17 protein-coding genes are annotated in these 21,005 nt (G+C 61.1%); 3 read left to right on the top strand and 14 right to left on the bottom strand.

Annotated elements, in window-relative coordinates; all coding sequences use genetic code 11:
* Both PR017_RS20495 and PR017_RS20490 read right to left on the bottom strand, forming a co-directional pair.
* Positions 1 to 1,965 (bottom strand): mechanosensitive ion channel family protein, encoded by a 1,965-nt coding sequence (locus PR017_RS20495; protein WP_111221370.1) that lies wholly within the window; start codon positions 1,963 to 1,965, stop codon positions 1 to 3.
* A complete protein-coding gene (locus PR017_RS20490; protein ID WP_111221369.1) occupies positions 1,962 to 2,765 on the bottom strand; it encodes a hypothetical protein in 804 nt (267 codons plus the stop codon). Before PR017_RS20490 ends, PR017_RS20495 begins: the two co-directional genes overlap by 4 nt.
* Before the next feature lie 632 nt (positions 2,766 to 3,397).
* Between PR017_RS20490 and PR017_RS20480 the strand changes: the two genes are divergently transcribed.
* Together PR017_RS20480 and PR017_RS20475 are read left to right on the top strand one after the other, a co-directional pair.
* Positions 3,398 to 5,143: a tetratricopeptide repeat protein gene (locus PR017_RS20480; protein WP_111221368.1), complete on the top strand. Its 1,746-nt coding sequence runs from the start codon at positions 3,398 to 3,400 to the stop codon at positions 5,141 to 5,143.
* Positions 5,144 to 5,255: 112 nt separating this feature from the next.
* The gene (locus PR017_RS20475) at positions 5,256 to 6,251 is read left to right on the top strand and encodes a SphA family protein (protein WP_111221367.1); all 996 of its coding nucleotides are present in this window, start codon (positions 5,256 to 5,258) and stop codon (positions 6,249 to 6,251) included.
* A gap of 15 nt (positions 6,252 to 6,266) precedes the next feature.
* Here the strand turns inward: PR017_RS20475 and PR017_RS20470 are convergent, their stop codons facing one another.
* From PR017_RS20470 to PR017_RS20415, 12 genes are all read right to left on the bottom strand, one after another.
* A complete protein-coding gene (locus PR017_RS20470) occupies positions 6,267 to 7,388 on the bottom strand; it encodes a transporter substrate-binding domain-containing protein (protein WP_111221388.1) in 1,122 nt (373 codons plus the stop codon).
* Positions 7,389 to 7,393: 5 nt separating this feature from the next.
* Positions 7,394 to 8,416: an HAD family hydrolase gene (locus PR017_RS20465; RefSeq protein ID WP_111221366.1), complete on the bottom strand. Its 1,023-nt coding sequence runs from the start codon at positions 8,414 to 8,416 to the stop codon at positions 7,394 to 7,396.
* A 10-nt stretch (positions 8,417 to 8,426) separates the two neighbouring features.
* Positions 8,427 to 9,392 (bottom strand): formylglycine-generating enzyme family protein, encoded by a 966-nt coding sequence (locus PR017_RS20460; RefSeq protein ID WP_111221365.1) that lies wholly within the window; start codon positions 9,390 to 9,392, stop codon positions 8,427 to 8,429.
* 132 nt (positions 9,393 to 9,524) lie between these two features.
* Positions 9,525 to 10,817, bottom strand: coding sequence for a BatD family protein (locus PR017_RS20455; protein WP_111221364.1), 1,293 nt, complete (start codon positions 10,815 to 10,817; stop codon positions 9,525 to 9,527).
* The gene (locus PR017_RS20450; protein WP_111221363.1) at positions 10,814 to 12,367 is read right to left on the bottom strand and encodes a VWA domain-containing protein; all 1,554 of its coding nucleotides are present in this window, start codon (positions 12,365 to 12,367) and stop codon (positions 10,814 to 10,816) included. Before PR017_RS20450 ends, PR017_RS20455 begins: the two co-directional genes overlap by 4 nt.
* A complete protein-coding gene (locus PR017_RS20445; protein WP_111221362.1) occupies positions 12,364 to 13,353 on the bottom strand; it encodes a vWA domain-containing protein in 990 nt (329 codons plus the stop codon). The genes PR017_RS20450 and PR017_RS20445 overlap by 4 nt, the downstream gene beginning before the upstream one ends.
* The gene (locus tag PR017_RS20440) at positions 13,340 to 13,864 is read right to left on the bottom strand and encodes a DUF4381 domain-containing protein (protein WP_111221361.1); all 525 of its coding nucleotides are present in this window, start codon (positions 13,862 to 13,864) and stop codon (positions 13,340 to 13,342) included. The genes PR017_RS20445 and PR017_RS20440 overlap by 14 nt, the downstream gene beginning before the upstream one ends.
* Positions 13,864 to 14,811: a DUF58 domain-containing protein gene (locus PR017_RS20435; protein ID WP_111221360.1), complete on the bottom strand. Its 948-nt coding sequence runs from the start codon at positions 14,809 to 14,811 to the stop codon at positions 13,864 to 13,866. Before PR017_RS20435 ends, PR017_RS20440 begins: the two co-directional genes overlap by 1 nt.
* Before the next feature lie 10 nt (positions 14,812 to 14,821).
* Entirely contained in the window at positions 14,822 to 15,799 is a 978-nt protein-coding gene (locus PR017_RS20430) for an AAA family ATPase (protein ID WP_111221359.1), read from the bottom strand.
* 61 nt (positions 15,800 to 15,860) lie between these two features.
* A complete protein-coding gene (locus PR017_RS20425; RefSeq protein ID WP_111221358.1) occupies positions 15,861 to 17,498 on the bottom strand; it encodes an arylsulfatase in 1,638 nt (545 codons plus the stop codon).
* Positions 17,499 to 17,670: 172 nt separating this feature from the next.
* Positions 17,671 to 18,210, bottom strand: coding sequence for a hypothetical protein (locus tag PR017_RS20420; RefSeq protein ID WP_111221357.1), 540 nt, complete (start codon positions 18,208 to 18,210; stop codon positions 17,671 to 17,673).
* A 10-nt stretch (positions 18,211 to 18,220) separates the two neighbouring features.
* Positions 18,221 to 19,429 (bottom strand): alpha/beta hydrolase, encoded by a 1,209-nt coding sequence (locus PR017_RS20415; RefSeq protein WP_111221356.1) that lies wholly within the window; start codon positions 19,427 to 19,429, stop codon positions 18,221 to 18,223.
* A 146-nt stretch (positions 19,430 to 19,575) separates the two neighbouring features.
* Here PR017_RS20415 and PR017_RS20410 point away from each other — a divergent pair, with 146 nt between their 5' ends.
* Positions 19,576 to 20,925 (top strand): DUF1254 domain-containing protein, encoded by a 1,350-nt coding sequence (locus tag PR017_RS20410; RefSeq protein WP_111221355.1) that lies wholly within the window; start codon positions 19,576 to 19,578, stop codon positions 20,923 to 20,925.
* Positions 20,926 to 21,005: the final 80 nt, after the last annotated feature.

Genomic DNA, 21,005 nt, shown 5'->3' with positions numbered 1-21,005 from the left:
TCAGCTTTCTCCTGCGGCGGCCTGTGCCTTGATCTCCGCCGCTCTCACGATGTTCGCGGCGGCCGCTGCGCCGCCCGTTTCCTCGCCACCAACCTGCACGGACGGCGTTGCGAACTCGATGCCGTTCGCACGGAACGCCTCCCGTATCATCGCATAAGCTTTGCGACGTATCGAAGTCTGCTGGCCGGGCACCGTCGTCATCGCAAAGCTCAGCACGATGCCATAATCTCCGAAGGACTCGACACCCTTCATCTTGAGCGGCGTGATGAACTGTGGTCCCAGTTCGGGGTCGGCCAGAAGCTCCGTGCCGATGGCTTTGGCGATCTTACGGGCGACGTTGATGTCGGTGTCGTATCCGACGGATATCTTGAATTTATCGATCGCCCAGTCGCGGCTCATGTTCTCGACCGCGCCCAGCTCGCCGAAGGGAACCGTGAATACCGGACCGCGATGATGACGTAGACGGACCGAGCGGAGGCTGAAGCCCTCGACAGTCCCCATGTAGCTCTTCGCCTGGATGTATTCGCCGACGCGGAATGCGTCATCGAGCATATAGAAGACGCCGCTGATGACGTCCTTCACCAGTGTCTGCGACCCGAAGCCCAGCGCCACACCGAAAATGCCCGCGCCCGCGACAAGCGGCGCAATCTCGACGCCGAGTTCCGAAAGGACGATGAGCGCTGCCATCACTCCGACGAAGACAGCGAGCACATTCCGGAAAATCGGAAGCAGCGTGAGGAGCCGGCCGCGACGCGCGAGTTCGGCGGCTGGAACGCCGACCGTGTCAACCGTGGTGGCGAGCGTGCGGTCGATCTGAGATTTCGCAAGTTGCCAGAGTAGGTCGGCAATCAGCAGCACGACGACGCTCTTGGCCAAGCCGTAGAGGATCGCCGTCAGTTTCGGATTCTGGTGCGCCAGCGAGTCGGGGTTCAAGTGCCAGACTGTCGCGATCCACGCGACTGCTAGCCCTATGATAATCGCCCGGCTTCCTCTTACGAGGAGGACAGACCGGAGTTCCGTCGAAGAGGTGTCGCTGCTCGGCGAAAGGGTGGATGCGGCCGCTCGCCCGACGCCGCGCAGGAGCACAGGCAAGGTCAACGAATAGACCCCGATCCAGAACAACCCTTTGAGATCGAGGCACCACAGGGCCCAAATGCCCACGAGATAGAGAGACAGCGCTACCTTTGTCGCGCGTGGTTTTAACAAGGTTGCCCAAACGGCTTCAATGGATATCGCGAGCAGGGCAAGGCTGAAACAATAGGAGATAGCTTCGCTCACGGCCGGATCGACGCCAAGCGGATCGGCAAGGGTCGCAGATGCGACGCCTGTGGTGGCTGCAGCCAGGAACAGTCGTGCGCGGCGTCTGAGACGGGGTCTGCTGTCGGTGGAGAGACCCGCGAGCACAGACAGACATCGGTAGAGGACGAATGCAATGAGATAGGTCAGCAGAACGATCCGTGCGATCGGCGGCCACTCGATGGCAAAAAATATGATAGCCATCATCGCTGCGAAGACAAAGACAGGAAGCAGCTCGGAAACGGCGGCATTCGCGGTGTCGGGTTCATTCTTGGACTTCCGTCGGCGCATCCATCGGAAGCCCCATTCGGCAAACGACCCGACCGCAACCAGCACAGCGAAAATCAGCATCACCGGGGCGTAGCCGTGGGATATGGCATCCTCGCGTGTCTTTCGGGATGCCGCCATGACTTCGGTGGGAATTCGAGGCAGGGCGGCAATGATGGTATCGACTCTATGTCGGGTCGCCAGTTCCCAGGCAGACAGACCGGACGCCTCCGCCGGCGCAGATTCTGGTTGTGCGTTGACCGCCGCCTTGTTCGCCAGCCACGTTCTGAGTTCGGGATCGTTCAGCAGGCGAACCAGTTCGTCGATTTTCGGCTGGGTAGGCGTTTGTGCCGTGGCGACGCCTGCGTACATCGCGATTAACAACGCCATGAGCCATTTCATTGTGCAGGCCTATGGATCGGGAACTGAAAGTTCACGCCAGCAAAGACCTGCCATCGCGGCGCTCCGGAACCGTCGTTCCAGACCGTGTACTGGGGCTCTATGAAGGCGTTCATGGTCACGCCTTTGTCCAACTGGAAGACTTTGCCCACGCCGAAGCCCACCGGGATATAGGACGCGCCGTTCCCCAGGTTGAAGTTCCATGTCGCCGTCGAGCGAAGATACCAGCCGTCCTTAAGATTGACGTTGACGATCGGCTCGAATGTCAGAAGATTGACGTCCTCGCGTTCATGCTGTCCGGCGAAGGATGTCTGGTAGGTGCCCAGTCCCGCGAGCAGCCCCCACTCCTGTGGCGCGACGACGATGCCCGCGCCGCCGGCCTGCCATTTGCCGTTTCCGAGAGACTTGTCGGTCGCGGTCGGTGCGACGATCAGCGGACCCGCCCCGAAGGTGATGTCGCCCTGTTTGGGGAGGATGAAAATGTCCATGAGCGTCAGGTCACCCAGTCCCGTAACGTAGCCATGTGGCACTTCGGGCGAGATGGCGACCGGCAGCGTGAACCGAAAGAGCTGCGGCGCTCCGAACAGGTCGCTCGGAACGAGGCCTCGAACCAGGAACTGGTTGGCGTGGGGGTGTCCAGGCACGTCGACGAAGCTCGGAACGTAATAGTCCTGAAGATTGACGGTGATCTTCGGCGTCAACGGGTTGTTGGCGTCGTTGACGTCCTGATGCTCCTGCCCGGCCGCGGCTGTCGCCAATCCGAACACCGCGGCCACGACAGCTAAGCCCTTCAATCCATACATGCTCCGTTCCCCCGTTTGTCATTGGGGATTGAGATCATGAAACTTCGTTTAGCGGGAGTACGTAACGGTAAATGTGGACGTAACAAATGCCCTGGGCAGCCATCCGCCGTCATCGAAGCCGCTCTGTTACCGTAACGTACTTACGGCCCAGCGCCAGGAGGATATACTGATGCCGTCGAACTCGAGCGGGGGCTGGGATGGAGTGATGGGACGTGGAGAGGCTGACGAGAGGGCACCGGAAGGCTCCGCGAAGCGGGGCCTTTGGCGTCTCATGCTGAGACTGCCCGCGCTTCGCGGAAGGCTGCAAATCCTTACCGGAAGGTCGGACTCTCTTGTCGACCTGTGCGAAGCTTATGAAGATGCGAGCTTCACGCTCGATCGCATGCTTCGAGAGCCGGGAAGCGCTAACGCCGCCATGATCAAAGAATACCAGACGATCTGTAGCGAGATCGAATCCGACGTAATTCAGTACTGTCTCGAGCGCCCTTCCGACGTCCCGCAATAGAACGCGCAAACAACGATTGATACCATTCTTGCGGTTTTGTTAGCTTTCTCCGTTGCAACCATTTGTCATCCGGGCGATAAGTTTGTCTGGTCTACTTTAGCTTTGACATTGCGTAGCGGGGGCAGCGATGAACACTGAAGGGAAATCGCAGGGGGCGTGCGATGTATCTGAGGCGGAAGGGCGCGCCGAGCTCGAAAGACTGCTGGCCGATACCCGTTTCCACGGTACCGACCGAGCCCGTTGCATACTGAAATACCTCGCCGAAAGACGCTTCCAGGGATGCGACGAGGCAGTCAAGGCTTACACGATTGCCTTGGACGTGCTTGGACGCGGCGCTGATTTCGATGCATCCTCCGACCCGATCGTCCGGATCGAGATGAGCCGACTACGCTCGGTGCTCAATCAGTATTACGAGGCCTTCGGCGACGCCTCGGGCATATCGATTGGCCTGCCTATCGGTCGATACCTCGCCGTTTTCTCCCGAAGCATTCCAGCGGACGACCCTTCTATCGACGCGGCGGAAAGTCGGGCTGAGGCGACTGCCGACAATGAGGTTCACGAAGGCCGACTTCCGTCCGCCAGAGCAAACCGACACAAAATGGCCTACCTTGTCGGCGCGGTGGCACTTGTCATGGTCGGAGGCATATCGGCAGGAGCCTTCTTGTACGGCAAGGCACCTGCCGTGACGGTGCGTCCTGCGGTTATGTTGGCTATCTCGTCTCCCGACGACGTCAATGCCAAGGAGGCCGACGCAACCGGAGACTATCTTGTCACAGCTCTGTCGCGGTTCCGCACGCTCACAATCTCGTCCCAAAAGGCGATGAGCACCGGATCGACATCTCGTTCGTCACTTCCCGAGGCTGGCAACGCCTACGATATCGATATGAAATACTATTCGGACAACGACGTTCGGACAGTCTGGTGGCAGATAGTCGGAAACCACGGCAGCGGCGTGCTGAAGTCCGGCGTGGATAGCGTTGAGGTGGGGGGACGAAGCGAAGCAGTCGTGCGCGACGAGCTTGTGTCGCTGTTGGCAAAGAGGTTCGCGAGTACGCGCGGCGTCATCAACATACTCGAAACGCGCGACAGCACCGCGACGGATGTCGTGGGCAATACCTGCGTCCTAAAAGCCGAGTACGAGCTTGACGAGGGCGGTCGCAACGGCATCCGGGGCGCGCTCCCGTGCCTGGAGCGGACTGTCAGCCTACAGCCCGGCAACCCGGACGCTCTGGCCGTGCTATCCCGAACCATCGTCGCGGCTGAGGGCGGCGATCCCAAGACCACCCCCTTCGCCAGGGCGCTGACGCTGGCGAACCGAGCCGCCGCGCTCGATCCGGCGTCCGACCGCGCCCAAGTGGCGATCATGATGGCGCAGTTCTATGCGGGCAAAACCGACGCGGCCATAGCTGCTGGCAATCAAGCGCTCGCTCTCAACCGCGACAATCCGGATGTCCTGTCCAAGCTCTCGGGGGTTCTCTACAGCTCCGGATATCGCGACGCCGCGGTTTCGCTTGCCGAAGAGGCTGGAAAGGACGTCGACGCAGTTCCTCGTGACGCTCGGATCGTACTGGCCCTGGACGCCTACGATCGTGGCGACTATTCGAATGCCTCGCTGGTTTCCGAGCAGATCAACTGCGGCGATATCGTCGTGCGCGCGATAAGAGCCGCATCCCTGGGCGAGATGGCATCCCCTCAGGCAGGAGCAAGCCTCGACTACCTGAGAGCCATGCTTCCAGATTACCGAACCTCACTACGCGAGAAGATGCAATGGAGGCGTTACCCGTCTACGGTTATCGCGTCGCTCGAACAGGGATTGGTTAAGGCGGGCGAAGTGACAGGGCGGCCTGCCCTTGCCTCAGCCGCCTCGAATTAAGTCATAGCTCTGGTTGTAACGTGTCATTTACGCTCGGATTTACCGTAACGTACTTGTCTCGGTCGCCGACTCTGCCAAGCTGCCGCGATCGGAATGTGCGTTGGGGAAAAAGATGAGAGAGCGTTTGGTATTTACGACCAAGGTGGGGGCGGCCCTGCTGCTCGCAACCGCGATGCTGGCACCTGCCAATGGGTTTGCGGCAGAAGGAGGAGCGGGTTTCTACCTGCTGGGCTCCAAGGGGCCCGCCGCCGCCATCCTGCCGCCGCCGGGCGTGTTCTTTCAAAATGACGTCTATTACTATTCTGGCGATCTCGGCGGAGGCAAGGCGTTGCCGACAGGCGGTAAGCTAGCCGTCGGAGTTCAAGGCAAAGCTGCTATCGAAATTCCCACCGTCATCTGGATTCTTCCCGAGGACGTCGCGGGCGGTCATCTCGGACTGAGCGCCACGTTGCCGGTCGGCTGGAAAGATACCGACGCCGATGTGACCTTGGCGGGGCCGCGGGGTGGTCGCGCCTCCGGATCGGTGACCGACACGGTCTTCACCGTCGGCGATCCGCTCGTCAGCGCCTTCGTCGGTTGGGAGGCCGGAAACTTCCACTATCAGGTCGGCACCATGGTCAACGTTCCCATCGGAGACTACCAGCGCGGCGAGATATCGAACATCGCCTTTCACCACTGGGGCGCGGACGTCTTCGGGTCGGCGACATGGCTCGACCCTAACATCGGCCTCGATCTGTCGGGAACGGTCGGGATGACCTTCAACGCCGAAAACCCGGACACCGACTACCGCACGGGCAACGAGTTCCATTTCGAGTGGGCCGCCGTTCAGCACTTCAACAAGGAGTTCGACGCGGGCCTCGTCGGATACTATTACGACCAGGTCACGGGCGACAGCGGCTCCGGCGCGCGGAGCGACTTCAAGGGTAGGGCGACCGCCATCGGCGCGACGATTGGCTGGAACTTCAAGGCGGGCGAAGTGCCGATCTCGGCGCGCATCAAGTACTTCCACGAGTTCTCGGTCGAGAACCGCGCGCAGGGGGATGCTGTATTCCTGACTCTCTCGATGCCTCTGTCGATCACCAAGCCGATGAACGTCGCGGCCCAGTAGCACCCGGCCGTCAGCTCAATGTTTTTCGCCTAGATACCTGAATAGTATCTGCTTCCACTTGTCGTCGTGGACGATCTCGAGGATAGCGATGTCGATCGCCTTCCGATAGGTGCTGCCGGGTGGCATGGCAATGCCGTAGTTCTGAGGTTCGAAGACGGCATCGAGAACCTGCACGTCTCCTGAAAACCGCTGCTCGGCAGTCCAGGCAAGTAGCGGCTTGTCGTAGACAAAGGCGTCGACCGATCCTGCCGCCAGCGCCTTCAAGCCGCTGCTCAAATCGTCGGAATCGCGGTGCTTCAAACGCTCTCCATCGAGAAGGCCGACCGTTGCAGACCCGGCGACAGTTCCGATCCGCACCGTGGGCAAGTCCTCGACGCCGTTTACAAGGCCGCGGATTTGTCGGGTCGTCAGCGCCGACGTGACGCTGGCCGTAAACACCGCGATCGTGATGATCGAGACCACCATCCAGATGATTGCCAGGATACGTCCGCCCAAGGTTTTCGGACCACGGTGGCCCGTGCTGGCTTGCGTCATCGCCTCGGCCGACCACCAGATACTGGCACCGAGGCCTTGGGCAGCGCCAACGCCGAAGTCCTCGTTGTGGCGTCGTTCAAACATCCAGATCAAAGCACCGACGACCAGCGCGATACCGATGAGAGCACCTGCCGCCTGCAGGAACCCAAAGGACGTCATGGTGCGAATGATCTCGTGCCATACAGACACGTTTTTTGTCGACACCGCGATGCCAAGTCCGGTGCCGTAGAACGGTTGTGAGAAATCAACGATACGTTCGCGTTCGGCCGTTATGGTGATCGCCGCGACAGATACGTCATAGTCTCCGCGGGCTGTCGCAGTGACGAGACCCTGTACCGTTGGCTCCTCGACGAGGCGGTACTTCACGCCGAGCCGGTCCGCGATCTCCCTCCACAAATCGATCGATATGCCCGTCCAAGAGCCATCCGCAGCCTTCATGGCAAAGGGAGGAGCAACCTTGGTCCCGACCACCAGTACGCGGTCTGGAAACCCTACGGGAGCGCCTGTTGTCTGGGCAGGCACCGGGCATACCGACAGCGCGAACGCGAAGAACAACAGGACGCTCGCAGAGAGGATGCGTATGCCCGGCGATACGTTCATCATGGCGATCACTTGTCGAAGGCGTAGACCTTCTTCCAGTCGGCTTTCATGTCGACGACCAGCCAGTTGCGGCGTTCAGCCTCGTTGAGTGCCTTGTCGAGCTTGCCGAAAGCTGACTGACGGTCGTAGGCATATTCGCGGTCGCCGTCCGTGTGGTGCACGATCATCGCAAAACCCGGCCCCTTCGCCGCCGTCACCCAGCGCAGCATTTCGTAGTCGCCGTCGGAATTCCCGGCGACGAAGATCGGTTTGCGCCCAATGAACTTGTTGATGCCCGAAGGCTTGCCGGGACCGTCGTCGACGAAGTCGATCTTCGGCAGGCGCTTCAGCACCGGCACGTCGCCGACGATCGCATATTCGGTGACGATGGTGCTGCCGATCACCTGCTCGGGAGGAATGCCGTAGGCCTTCTCCGTGATAGGCCGCATGAATTCGACGCCGCCGCCGGAAACGATATAGGTCTTGAAGCCGTTGGCGCGGAGGTAGTCCAGCAGTTCGCGCATTGGCAGGAAGGTCATCTCGTCATAAGGCTTGCCGGTCTCTGGATGCTTCGCGGTCGCAAACCAGTCGGTGACGATCTTCGAGAACTGGTCGGTCGTCATCCCGGCGTGGGTCGCCATGCCAAGGTCCATGATGCCTTTTTCGCCGCTCCTGGCGACGCCTTTCATATCGCCGGCCAACACCGACTTGAACGGTTCCTTCTCCTTCCACTCGGGATGCTGCGGCGCAAGGGTCTTCAACCTGTCGAGCATGAAGCCGAGCTGGAAGTAGAAGGGCTGCTCCGACCAGAGGGTACCATCGTTGTCGAAGACGGCAATCCGGGCTTCCGGCGCGACATATCCTTCGCCGCCTTCGGTCGTGGTCGCCTTGACGAACTCCATGATCCGGGTTTTTGCCGCGGTGTCGTTCCACGAGGGCAGGACCTCCTGAGCGACGGCCACCGACGGCGCGAGGAAGCTGAGAAAGATCAGGGCGAGGGCCACAAGCGTCGAAGCGAGTATTGTATCGGAGTCTTGAAGGCGGTTTCTCATCGGTTTCTCCTTATGGGGTCGTTCGGCGCACGCAACGAAAGCCGACGTGGCTCGTCGACGTGTCTTCGGGCTCGGCGTGACGGGCAGCGGGGCGATATCGGCGGCAGTAGTTCGGAGCGCAGAGATGCGATCCGCCTTTCAGAACCCGGCGGGGAATGCGGATTTCCGGCTGACGCGGGTCGTAGCTGGCGTCGACGCCCCCGCCGCGCGGATTGCTCGGGATGCAGCACGAATGCTTTGCGGGTTCCGGATGTCGCGTGGACCAGAAGTCCGACGTCCATTCCCAGACATTGCCGATCATGTCGCGGAGGCCGTAGCCGTTCGCGGGAAACGCGCCGACGGGCGATGTGCGCTCGCGGCCCTTGGGCTTCGTGGATAACATCGGGAAGGTGCCAGACCAGGTGTTGGCCATGGGAACTCCTCCGGGCGTGAACTCGTCGCCCCAGGCGTATTCGGTGTCATCCAGCCCGCCTCTGGCAGCCAGTTCCCATTCGGCTTCCGTCGGCAGTGCCAATCCCGCCCATTCGGCGTAGGCAAGCGCGTCGGAATAGGCGACATGGACAACGGGATGATCAAGTTTGCCGCGTAGATCGCTTAGGCCACCGAGCGGGCGTCGCCAGGTGGCTCCGAACTTGAACGTCCACCATTGTGATATGTCGGGGCCGTCGATGGATTTCGGCGGCATGAAGACCAGCGACCCAGCCTTGAGCATCTGCGGCAACGCGCCGGGATAGTCCTTCGGATCGGGTGCCTTTTCCGCAAGCGTGACGTGCCCCGTCGCCTTGACGAAAGCCGAGAATGCCCGGTTGGTGACGGGCGTCGTATCGATCCAGAAACCGTCGACTTTAACGGGGTGGGCCGGGGCCTCCTCGGGGTAGTGGTCGTTCGATCCCATCGTGAAGGTGCCGCCCGGTATCCAGACCAGGTCGTCGCCACCGCGTTCCCGCACCTGTTCGCTTTCGAACGCCAATGCCATCGCCGCCTCCAGTTTCCTTGGCTGGAGTTTCGCGTAACGGGGCGATGGGGGTAAGTACGTTACGGTAACAGAGGGGTAAATCCGACGTAACAAGTGTGGCTGCCGTTGGAGGATCGCCATGGATCGAGCAGATTACGTAGCTCGGCCCTGTGGATTGAGGAGCGGCAAATTGGATCGTTCCCGCCGACGGGGCGTCTTTCCATGCACTGGCAACAAGATAGGCTTTGCCAGGCCTTCGCGGTCGATAACGGAGTCGACACCTCCGTATAGATGGCCTTGGAGACTCTCCACCTGGTGGCGCAACTGTGAATTCCCATCCGCCCAGTCCGTCAACGAGCGATAGCCATTCCTGCTGGACCACTGCCGCAGCCCTTCCTCGATCTCCGCCGCGCTTCCGATCCGGATGGTCTTTCGCAGGTGACGTAGCGCCTGCCGATCCGAATTTCGGTAGTTTTGTATCCACCTCGCCGACTGTAGCAAAAGCCTGTGTCGAAGTCTCCAGACAACCCCGCCGGCTATCAGGGCCACCAAGACGATCAATGCGACCAGCGGCACGTGCTTGTGGTCGACACGTGGCCTGTCTTTACCGCTTTGGAGCACAGGAGCGATCGTCTGGGCTGACGACGGTGCCGCAACCACGGTAACCTTTGTGGAGGGAAGAGTGGCTTTCGACTGCTGGTGCTGATCAACATCGTACCAGGGATAGGAGACATCGGGAATGACGAAGCTGCCCGCGGCCTCTACCGTATAGGTGACCGTCTGGATACGCCTGCTTCCGGGGCGACGGTCGACCGATACGTTGTCGTCAGTCCTGATTGTGCCAGCGTACTGTCTGACCCCGGCGGCCTCGCCCACATCGACCGCGGGGATCAACATCGCCTGCGTGTCCTCGGCGAAGACCGTGATGGTCCGCACAAGCGCGTCTCCGACTTTCAGGGATGCCGGGTCGCGATCGAACCCTTGCGTCAATGTCAGGTTCCGCGCCGCGAAAGTTAGGGTGCTGCCGGATAGCTCTCCGGCGGCCACGGTGAAGTCGAATGCGGGTAGAGACGCTTCGCCCTTGACCGCCTTACCGTCGACGGAATATCCGAGTTCTATCCACACCGAGGGCAACGAGAAGTGGCCCGACGTTTCCGGCACGATCGCGTACACCCTGCGAATTCCGGAATACTGGACGCCGTCGACGGTCTCGACCGCGTTCTCTGCGCGTTCGTCCGGCAAGGTAACGACCGCGTTCGGAAGATCGAACAGCGGAAACTGCGGAGGCGACGTGAAGAAGTCGGGCGCGAAAACGGTGACATCCAGCCGGACCTGCTGGCCGGGAACGACATGTCCCTTGTCTTCGATCTCCACCCGCGCAAAGGGCTCCGCGGCAAAGCCGTGACTTGCTGTCACCATGAGAAGTACGATCGGCAGCCACTTCATTGCTTCCGCCTCCCGGCTTCGATCGCGAACTTGCGGGCCATGAGGTCGGCGGGCGATACCTGGATGTTCTTCATCCACATCTCCGACGTCTGCTCGGCGATGTCGATCTGGCCTTCCTTTCCCTTCTTCCCCCTGTCGTCGAATTGCACCTGGTCCGGCTTCTCGTTCGGCTCCTCAGGTTGATCCTGATCCTTGTCCTTCTGGATTTTCAGGAGCCGGTCGGCGATAGCGAGATTGTCCCTGGCTTCTGGCCATCCCTTTCGTTTGTCCAGCGCCTTTCGATAGGCGGCGACCGCCTCTTCAAACTTCGAGAGGTGTAGAAAGGCGTTGCCCTGATCGTACCAGCTTTCGGCGCTGTCGACAGAGGCGAAGGCGTCCACGGCGTCCGAGAACTTTCCGGCCCGGTAGAAAGCGACACCCCTCCACATCGGATCGGAAAAGCGTGCCGCGGCCGCCGGATAGTCGCCTCGGTCATAGGCGATCCGGCCTTGCTGGTCCGGCGTCAGCCACATGTCGGTGAATTCTCCCGCCTCCGCCTGGACGGGCATGAGCAGGCGAACCGACAGAAGCAGAACAGAGACCCGAACGACCCAGCCTTTGCGGAACGAAAGGCAGAACAGGAGCGCCAGCGGTACGACGAGCCACCAGCCCATGTCTCGCCATCTGTCGCCCTCCGTCGCCAGTTTCTGGGCGAATTGGTTGCGCACCCGCTGCGCGATCCACCGGACATCGGTGTCGTCATCCGTCGAAGTGGCGACGTCGGCCCCGGCCACGTTGTGAAGGCTTTTCAAGGCTGCGACATCCAGCTTGGCGGAGACGCGCGCGCCGGTGGCATCGTTAAGGAAGCCGCCTCCTGCCTTGACCGGTCCTCCCTCGGCAGTGCCGATGCCCAACACGATGAGGCCGTCCGCGCGCTCACGCTTGAACGCATCAAAAGCCGTCGCTTCGACGCCGTCGGTCACGAAGAGGATGGTGCCACTGGACTGCTCCCGCGACAACATCTGCCCGGCAAGCTCCAGCGCGTTGGCCGTATCTTTCCCGGCGTCCGGCATGATGCGGGTCGCGAGCGCGTCCGTGTAGGTTTCGATCAGGGAGGCGTCTTCGGTGAGCGGAAGCACGACGTGGGCCGATCCGGAATAGGCGACGACCCCTGTCCGCGCCCCGCCGCGGGTGGCGATGATATCCTTGATCTTGAGCTTGGCGCGTTCGATCCGCGAAGGTGTCACGTCGATGGCGTCCATGGTGGGTGACAGGTCGACCGCGATGACAAGCGGCGCGATGTCCTCGACGAAGGGCGGTGCTTCCCGCTGCCACGTCGGCCCGGCCGCTCCAAAGGACGCGAACGCCAGAACTGTCGCAAGCAGCCACGAAGGTCTTATGCGCGAGCCACGTCCTGCCTCGACCACGAGCCTGTCGAGAAGATGAGGCGCGATCATCGTCTTCCACTGGCTCCTGACATCGGTCGAACGGGATGCCAGCCAGAGAATGGCGGTCGGCAGGATCATCGACATGAGCCACCAGGGCCGAATAAAATGGAAGTCCTCTATCATGCCGCGGCCCTCCGCCGGACAAGACCCGCGGCCCCGCTGGAGAGATAATAAAACGCCAGGACCACGATGGAAGCGCCCAGCGGCCAGTGAAACAGCTCGATGCGCGGCCGCCATGACAGGTTTTTCTGATTCTCGGGGGTGATGCTGTCGAGGATGCGGTAGATATCCGCAAGCTGTGTCTGGTCTTCGCCGAAGAAATAGCGACCGCCCGTATCCGTGGCGATCTTCTGCAGGGTCGCGGTGTCGAGCTTGTCCTCACCCGTGGCGGCGGGATCGCCGATACCGACGGTATGGATCAACACGCCGTTCCGTCTGGCGATCTCGGCGGCCTTGGCGGGCGGCATCTTGCTTGCGGTGTCGTTGCCGTCGGTGAGGACTATCAGCACCTTCTGAGGCACGGTCGTCTTCTCGAACATCTTGATGGCAAGACCGATGGCGTCGCCAAGCGATGTTCGTGGCCCCGCCATTCCCGGCAAGCTTTCTGCGATGACGTCCTCTACCGTGTCGTGATCCATGGTGAACGGGACGAGAGGATAGGGCGCGTCTCCGAAGGCGATCAGGCCGATACGGTCCCCCGGCCGTCTCTTCACGAAGTCGGCGACGACCGTCCGCACGGCTTCCACCCGCGTCTCCATCGATCCGTCAGACGCCTTGAAGTCCTTGGTGTCCATCGATTGGGACAGATCGAGGGCCAGCATCAGGTCGCGCTGTGGTTCGACCTTCTCGATCGGCGGCTCGACGAACTGCGGGCGGGCGAGCGCTAAGACGATCAGGCACCAGGCGAGCGTCTCGAAGGAAATCCGGAGCCATCCACGGCGAGCGGTCACCGACCCCGAGGTCGGGTCAATCCCGGCGGCCTTCGCCACCTGGTCGAAAAATGGCAGTCGCACCGAGGCCGATGTCTCGCGGCGGGATGGCAGAATCCACCAGACAAGGATCGGAAGCGGCAACAAGACCAGCAGCCAGGGAAGATCAAGCTGATACATGATGGCCCTCGATCCACTTACGGGCCGACAGTATCAGGTCGTCCCCGACGTTCGAGGGCATCGTGTCCAGCGTTTCGATGTCCCGGTATTCGAAGTCGTCAAGCAGCTTCGAGAGAGATGTCTCGGACACCTTGTCGTCGCTGTTTCCGAGAAATCGCGTCCAGGACAATCCGTGCATCGAGGCGACTTCTTGACGTGGCCACGCTGCGAGCGCCACGCGCTTCAACAGCTCGGTGAGGTCGTGAACGCCATCATGCCGCCTCGCGGGATCGCTCATCTTCTCCTCGATGTCGAAAAGGAGAGCGAGTGCCTCACGGCGATAGGCATTGGCGCGATACCTCAGAAACCAACGGACGGCGATCGATATCACCAACAGCGCCAGCAGTCCCGCTAGCACTCCCCAGCCCCAGGTCTGGGGCACCCAGGAGACCGGTTCGGGAGTGGAAATGTCCTTGAGTGTTTTTAACGCCGCTTCGGTCATCGGATCAAGGCGGGGAGCCTGCGGTTCCATCAGCGTCTCCTCTGCCGCCAAGCGGACTGCTCGAGGAGCCGGCGCAACTGGGGTACGGTTTCCTCGGCGGCCGACACGGGAAGCATCGGCAGGCCAAGCTGCTGCTGCCAGTCCCGCAGTTCGCGGCCCCGATCCCTGGCAAAGTCTGCAATCGATGTGCGAACCCCTGTGTTCCTGAGCGAAAGTTCCGCCTGCAACGCGCCGCCGCTGACGACGATGTTGCCTGTCTTCGGCAGGTCCAGAAGAAACGGATCGTAGACAAGGATGCAGATCACGTCGTTCGCGCCGGAAAGCCGAAGCAGGCGGTCGCGCGTCGCAGCCGTATGGCCGTCGAAATCGGAGATGATGACGATCAGGTGGTCGTGTTTTGCGATGTTTGAGACGGAGGTGAGAGCTGCGTCGAGCTGGTTGGCGAATGAGGCCTGCGGAGCATCTGCCTTCAGCAAGCGGTTCTGTTGCGCGATCCTGCCGGCAAAGGCGATGACGGCATTGCGGCTGCGATGCGGCTTTACTTCGTCGATATCGACGTCGTTGAACACGAAGCCGCCGACACGGTCGCCGGAGCCGAGAATGCGCCAGGCGCAGAGCATCGCCATTTCGGCGGCAGCGACTGACTTCATCGACAAGCGGCTGCCGAAGAACATGTTGATGCGCTGATCGACGATAATGAGAGCTGGTCGCTCCTTTTCTTCGCTATAGACGCGGACCACGGGCTTGTTCGTGCGCGCGGTGACGCGCCAGTCAATGGAGCGGATGTCGTCGCCGGGCAGATAGTCTCGAAGTTCTTCAAACGTGAGGCCGCGACCGCGCATCGACGATTGCATGCGTCCGGCGAGCTGCTGATGGGTTCTGGCCTTCTGCACGAAGGTGAGATCGCGAGCGTGCGCCTCGAGCGCGACCAAGCGATCCGTGGAGACATAGACCCCTTCAATGTCGCCCACCGCCATCGCCCGCTCCTCAACTGACCGCGACGAGTTTGACGATGCGGTCGATCACCTGATCGGCCGTCGTGTTCGAAGCGTGCGCCTCGTAGGATAGAATCAGCCGATGTCGGAAGACGTCGTGGACGATGGCGATCACGTCGTCCGGCGTGACGTAGGTCCGGCCCTTCAGCCAGGCATAGGACCGCGACACCTTGTCGAGACCGATGACGCCGCGCGGACTGACGCCGACTTGCATCAACTTGGCCAAATCCTTGTCGTAACGATCCGGATAGCGCGTCGCAAAGACGAGGGCGACAATGTATTTCTCGACCGGATCGGAAACCGTAACGGCACCGATTTCTTTCCTGGCATCGAAGACGGCCTGCGGGTTCAGGCGCTGGGCTGTTTCCGGCTTGCCGCCGCCATGCGCCGCGATCTCCTCACCGCGCACCAACCGCATGATCGCCGCTTCTGAGGCTTCGTCCGGATAACCGACATTGATGTGCATGAGGAAGCGGTCGAGCTGGGCCTCGGGCAGCGGATAGGTTCCTTCCTGTTCGATCGGATTCTGCGTCGCCATGACCATGAACAGGTCCGGCAGCGGATAGCTCTTGCCGCCGACCGTCACCTGCCGCTCCTCCATGGCTTCCAGGAGGGCGGACTGCACCTTGGCAGGTGCACGGTTGATCTCGTCTGCGAGGATCAGGTTGGCGAAGATCGGGCCTTGTTGGAACTTGAACTCGCCCTTGCCGCCTTCGCTGAAATAGATTTCCGAGCCCGTTATGTCGGCAGGCAGAAGGTCGGGCGTGAACTGCACGCGGGAGAGTTCCGAATCCAGGTTCTTCGCCAGGCTCTTGATTGCCCTGGTCTTGGCGAGACCCGGAAGCCCTTCGACCAGCAGGTGGCCGTTGGCGAGCAACCCGAGCAGGAGGCGCTCCACCATGCTTTCCTGACCGATGATCGACTGGCCAATGCGGTCGCCCAATGCGGTGATGTCGTCGCGTGCGGTCATGGTGTCCTCGAAAAGTTGAAAGAGGCGCGCCAGCGGAGGCTGGCACGCCTTAGGTCGAGGCTTACTTCTCGATGCCGCGTTCCTTGAACGACTGGTCGATGGCCTTGTCGACCTGGGCCCGCACGCCTTCGATGTTGAAGCTCGCGACCCGCTGGCTCGGAGGATACTTCACGAAGGTTTCTAGGAAGGCCGCGCCCTGAAGCTGTCCCTTCACGAGGAGGTAGTCGTTGCGGACCAGCCAGTCATTGTACTGGTCGGACACCGTATCGGCGCGCTCGTATGGGTCCATCCGGAGGTTGAAGAGCTTCGGAAGACGCCATGTGACGAAGGGGGTCTGCCAGACGGCGAAGCCGCCCGCCGCAGGCTGTTCCTTGAACACGACCTTCCAGTCGTCGAAGCGGGTGGCCACGAGACCGCCGTCATCGTCGAAGTAGTAGAAGTCGTGACGTGCGCTCGTATCCGACTTGCCCGTCAGATAGTCGAGCTGGTTGTAGCCGTCGAGGTGGTCCTTGAAGGTCGTGGTGCTCCCATCGGGCTTCCATCCGTCAAGCAACTTCTTTTTGACGTCGGGATCGCCGGCTGCAGCAAGCAGCGTCGGAAACCAGTCGAGGCCGGACATCATGCCGTTGACGATCTCGCCGGGCTTCACGTGGTCCGGCCAACGGATCATTGCGGGCACCCTGAAAGCGCCTTCCCAGTTGGTGTCCTTTTCGCTTCGGAACGGCGTCGTTGCCGCATCCGGCCAGGAGAACTGATTGGGGCCGTTGTCGGTGGTGTAGACGACGATCGTATTCTTGGCGATGCCAAGATCGTCGAGAGCCTTCAAGAGCTTGCCGACGTCGCCGTCGTGCTCGATCATGCCATCGGCATATTCGTTGCCCGGCATGCCGCTCTGGCCGCGCATGCTGTCGCGCACGTGGGTGAACAGGTGCATGCGGGTGGTGTTCATCCAGGTGAAGAACGGCTTGTTCTGTTTTGCCTGCCTGCCCATGAAGTCGATCGCGGCTGCCGTCGTCTCGTCGTCGATCGTTTCCATCCGCTTTTTGGTCAGCGGCCCGGTGTCCTCGATCTTGCCATCGGCCGAGGCCTTGATCACACCGCGCGGATTGTAGGCGGCAAGGAACGCCTTGTCGTCCTTTGGCCAGTAGGGTGCTTCCGGCTCCTCTTCGGCGTTCAGGTGGTAGAGATTGCCGAAGAACTCGTCGAAGCCGTGATTGGTCGGAAGATACTCGTCCTTGTCGCCGAGATGGTTCTTGCCGAACTGCCCCGTCGCGTAACCGAGCGGCTTCAGCGCCTGGGCGATGGTCATGTCGCCGGGCTGCAGCCCGACTGGAGCGCCGGGAGCACCGACCTTGCAGAGCCCTGTACGAAGGCAAGTCTGGCCTGTAATGAAGGTCGATCGGCCAGCCGTGCAACTGTTCTCAGCGTAGTAATCCGTGAACATCATGCCCGCCTTGGCGATGCTGTCGATGTTCGGCGTCTTGTAGCCGAGCAGGCCATTCGAGTAGGCGCTGATGTTGGTCTGGCCGATGTCGTCGCCGAAGATCACGAGGATGTTCGGCTTGGCGGTGTCAGGGGCGGGCGCTGCGGCCGGAGCGGTCTGGGCGTAGGCGGCGGACGGCACAAGTTGGGCCGATGTCAGCGTCATCGCGATAGCAGCTGTGGCGCTGAGCAATTTACGGGAAATGGAGGTGCTCATGACGGCAACCCTCCGAGAAAGTGACAAATCAACATTGCGCTCTCCATGCTGGGCGGCCATGGAGCCGCCGGGGAAAAGACTGTCGGAAGCCGACGGCGCAACTTTTCTCAATAAAGGGCGTAAACGTAAGTACGTTACGGTAACAGGGACCGTAACATGGGGTAAATTCGATCTAGCGGACTAGGCCTATTTTCGGCTTTCCAGGGCTTTTGCGGCCAGTGCGGCGCTCCATCAAAGTCCGCCATAGACCGCCATCCATCGCCGCGTCGATTTCCCGCGAGGCGAGGTAGGGGATGAGCACGAGCACCATGATGAAGCTCGTTGCCAGCACCTGGAACAAGCGTCCATTGCCGATCCCGGGGAGCGCCGACATGACTGGCTCGCCATGGATGGCCGCCATGGTGATTTCCTCGACGACGGACAGCAGAACCAGAAGCCCGAAGTACAGTACGACCTTCACCGTGATTACGGCAATCAGCCTACGCTCGCTGTAACGGTCCCCCAGCTTGATCGCGTGGCCTAGCATGATGAACTTGGCTAGCAGGAGAGCCTTCAGTGCGGGCAAGCCGAAAGGCCAGAAGCCGGAACCGCCGACGATCGTCATCTTGTAGAGGATGATGGCGCTCAAGCAGATGTACAGGTAGACCGCCAGGATCGCGAACTGTCGCATGTCCGTCTTCAGTTTCGCGGTTGCCGTGTCGAAACGCAACATTGCATTGCTCCTATTGGGTAAGGGGTTGCGACTGTTTGTCGTTCTCGAGGCTGTCGCCGACCTCCTGCGCCTTGCGGACCGTCGGCTTCTGCAGCATCGTGATCGGCGCGCTCGCCGCCGTTTCCGCCACCGCGCCGACCGTCCTGACGGTGCCGCCGACGACCGCTGCGACGCCTTCGCCGAGCGAGACGTTGGAATCGGTCAGTGGTTGCCCGGTCATCAGGCGTTGTCCGATGAGCTGAACGATCGCGGGGCTCTCCGCAAATTTACCGTGGTTCATGCTATCGTTGCTTTTCACCTTGGTGAGGTCGATCGCCGTTATACCGGCTTGCTCCAGCTTGGTGCGGTATGGCTCTGCCGCAGGGTTGATGCCGCCAAGACGCGCCACGCGTCCGGTGATAAGACTGGAGGCGGCCAGCGCGCGATCGTCCTGCGAGACGAAGATCGTGAACTTCGGCTTCGGCGAACCCATCTCGACGAACTGCTTGGCGAACACCTGGATGTCGATATCGGGAGAAGCAAGGATGACGTTGTGGATTTTGGAATTCACATGGCCGTCGCGAATGCCCATCTGCCGCAGCGATTCCATCGCCAGCCACGTTCCCATCGAATGGGCGAGGATGGTGATGTCCTTGACCTCGGGATCGGCGGCGAGCACGCGCAGCGACTGTTCCAGCGCGGTGCGCGAATAGTTCGTGCTTTCCTTGTCATACTCGTAGCCGAACAGGCTGGCGCGCGAGGGCCAGGTGAAGAGGATCGGCGTCGCCTGCATGCCGCTGTCATGAACGATCTGGGCGAGGCGAAAGACGGAGTCCTCGTAGGTATTGTTGAATCCGTGGATGAAGACGAGCGCATGACCGCCGACGATATGGGCTCGGAACCAGGCGCGTCCTTCGGGAACGGTAGCGATCTGCGTGACGCGGGTGACAGCGAAGTCCGTCGCGGGGTTCGGCGGTAGTTTCTGAGGCCATTGGACGGTTCCCGCCAACCGCGTGGGCGGGATCGAAACGACGACATCGGTCATGTACGGCTTCGGGCTGCGCTCGCCGTTGAATAGGGTTGCGGGGTTCCCCGACTGCTGCCTGGTCGTCGCGACAAGCATATCGACTTTTGACGCACCGGGAACCGCTGACCTGAGGGCTATCGGCGTCATGACGCCGACGGGATGTCCGCAGCTCGACAGCACGAACAATACGGCGGACAAAATCGACTTTCGCATTGGCGCTCCTTCAATAAGAAAGACCGTAGGCAACATCCCATAATGCGGGAAGTACGTTACGGTAAATCCGACCGGATTTACCGTAACGTACTTGCGGCATACCTTCCGACGTCGCAGCTTGCGACGCGCAAACAGGAGCGCGCGGAATGTTCAGGAGTTTTGCTATCGCATTTGGCCTGTCGCTAGCCGTGGCAACGGTGTCGCTGGCCCAGACGACACCGGAGGAAGCCCGGTCTATCGCGAAAGAGGCTTACGTCTACTCCTACGCACCCATCGCCAGCTACGGCACTTGGTCCAAGCAGGCAACCATGCCCGACGCCCCAGAATATGTCGGCGGCTTCAACACCTTCCGAAACTATTCACAGGCCTTCACGCCGGACAACAAGGACATCGTTACTCCTAACAACGACACGCCATATTCCTGGGCGTGGCTGGACTTGCGTGCCGAACCGATCGTGCTGAGCGTCCCGAAGGTCCCGAAGAACCGTTACTATGTGATGCAGCTCATCGACCTGTTTACCTACAACTTCGCCTATGTCGGCGTCCGGTCCACGGGCTTCGAGGCTGGCAACTACCTGATCGCCGGGCCGAGCTGGAAGGGCGACAAACCGAAGGGCATCACGAAGGTCTTCAAGGCGCAAACCGACATCGTCGGCATTCTCGGGCGAACCTCCCTGGACGGCCCGTCGGACGTCGAGAACATGAAGGCGGTCCAGGAGAAATACCGTCTGCAACCGCTGAGCAAATTTGCCGGGACCCAAGCACCACAGCCAGCGCCGACGGTCAGCTTCCCGCCCTATAACCCCACCAAGGCAACCAGCCATGACTTCATCGGCTACATCAACTTTCTCCTTCAGTTCGCCCAGCCGCCGGCTCCCTCGGAAAAGGCGCTGATGGCGAGGTTCGCCAAGATCGGCATCAGCGCCGGACTGCCATGGGACGCGTCGAAAACCGACCCTTCTCTTCTTGCCGCCATCGACCTGGGTGTCGACGACGCCAAGAAGCAGATGGCGGAGGTTGCCAAGACGACGCTCAGCTCCAACGGCCTGTTCGGTTCGCGCGCGCTGCTAAAGAACGACTACATGACGCGCGCCATGGGAGCGGAAAAGGGGCTGTTCGGCAACTCGGTTGAGGAAGCCTGGTATGGCGGCTTCATCGGCGACGGCTCGAAGCCCAGCACGCTTCACTTCGCGCCCGGAAAGCTACCGCCCGCAAAGTTCTTCTGGTCACTGACGCTCTACACGCTCCCGGACCGCCTTCTGTACGCCAATTCCATCGACCGCTACTCGATCGGCGACCGGACGAAGGGACTCGTCTACGGCAAGGATAAGTCGCTAACGGTCTATCTCGGACATACGTCGCCGGGCAAGGATAAGGAGGCCAACTGGTTACCGACGCCGGAGGGAAAATACAGCCTCGTCGCCCGCATCTACGGGCCGAACAAGGCGGCGGTCGACGGGAAGTGGAAGCTTCCGGCGCTGACGCCGATGAACTGATGCGATGCCCCAAACGCAACGGGGCGGAGCACTCAAGTATCTAGCTCACCGAAAAAGCGAGCCGAACCTTCCGCGCGGAT

Origin of the sequence: Rhizobium tumorigenes (assembly GCF_003240565.2) — a bacterium.
Lineage (GTDB): Bacteria > Pseudomonadota > Alphaproteobacteria > Rhizobiales > Rhizobiaceae > Rhizobium > Rhizobium tumorigenes.
Note: the sequence above shows the minus strand (reverse complement) of the source record. Positions and strands in the feature narration are given on the sequence as shown.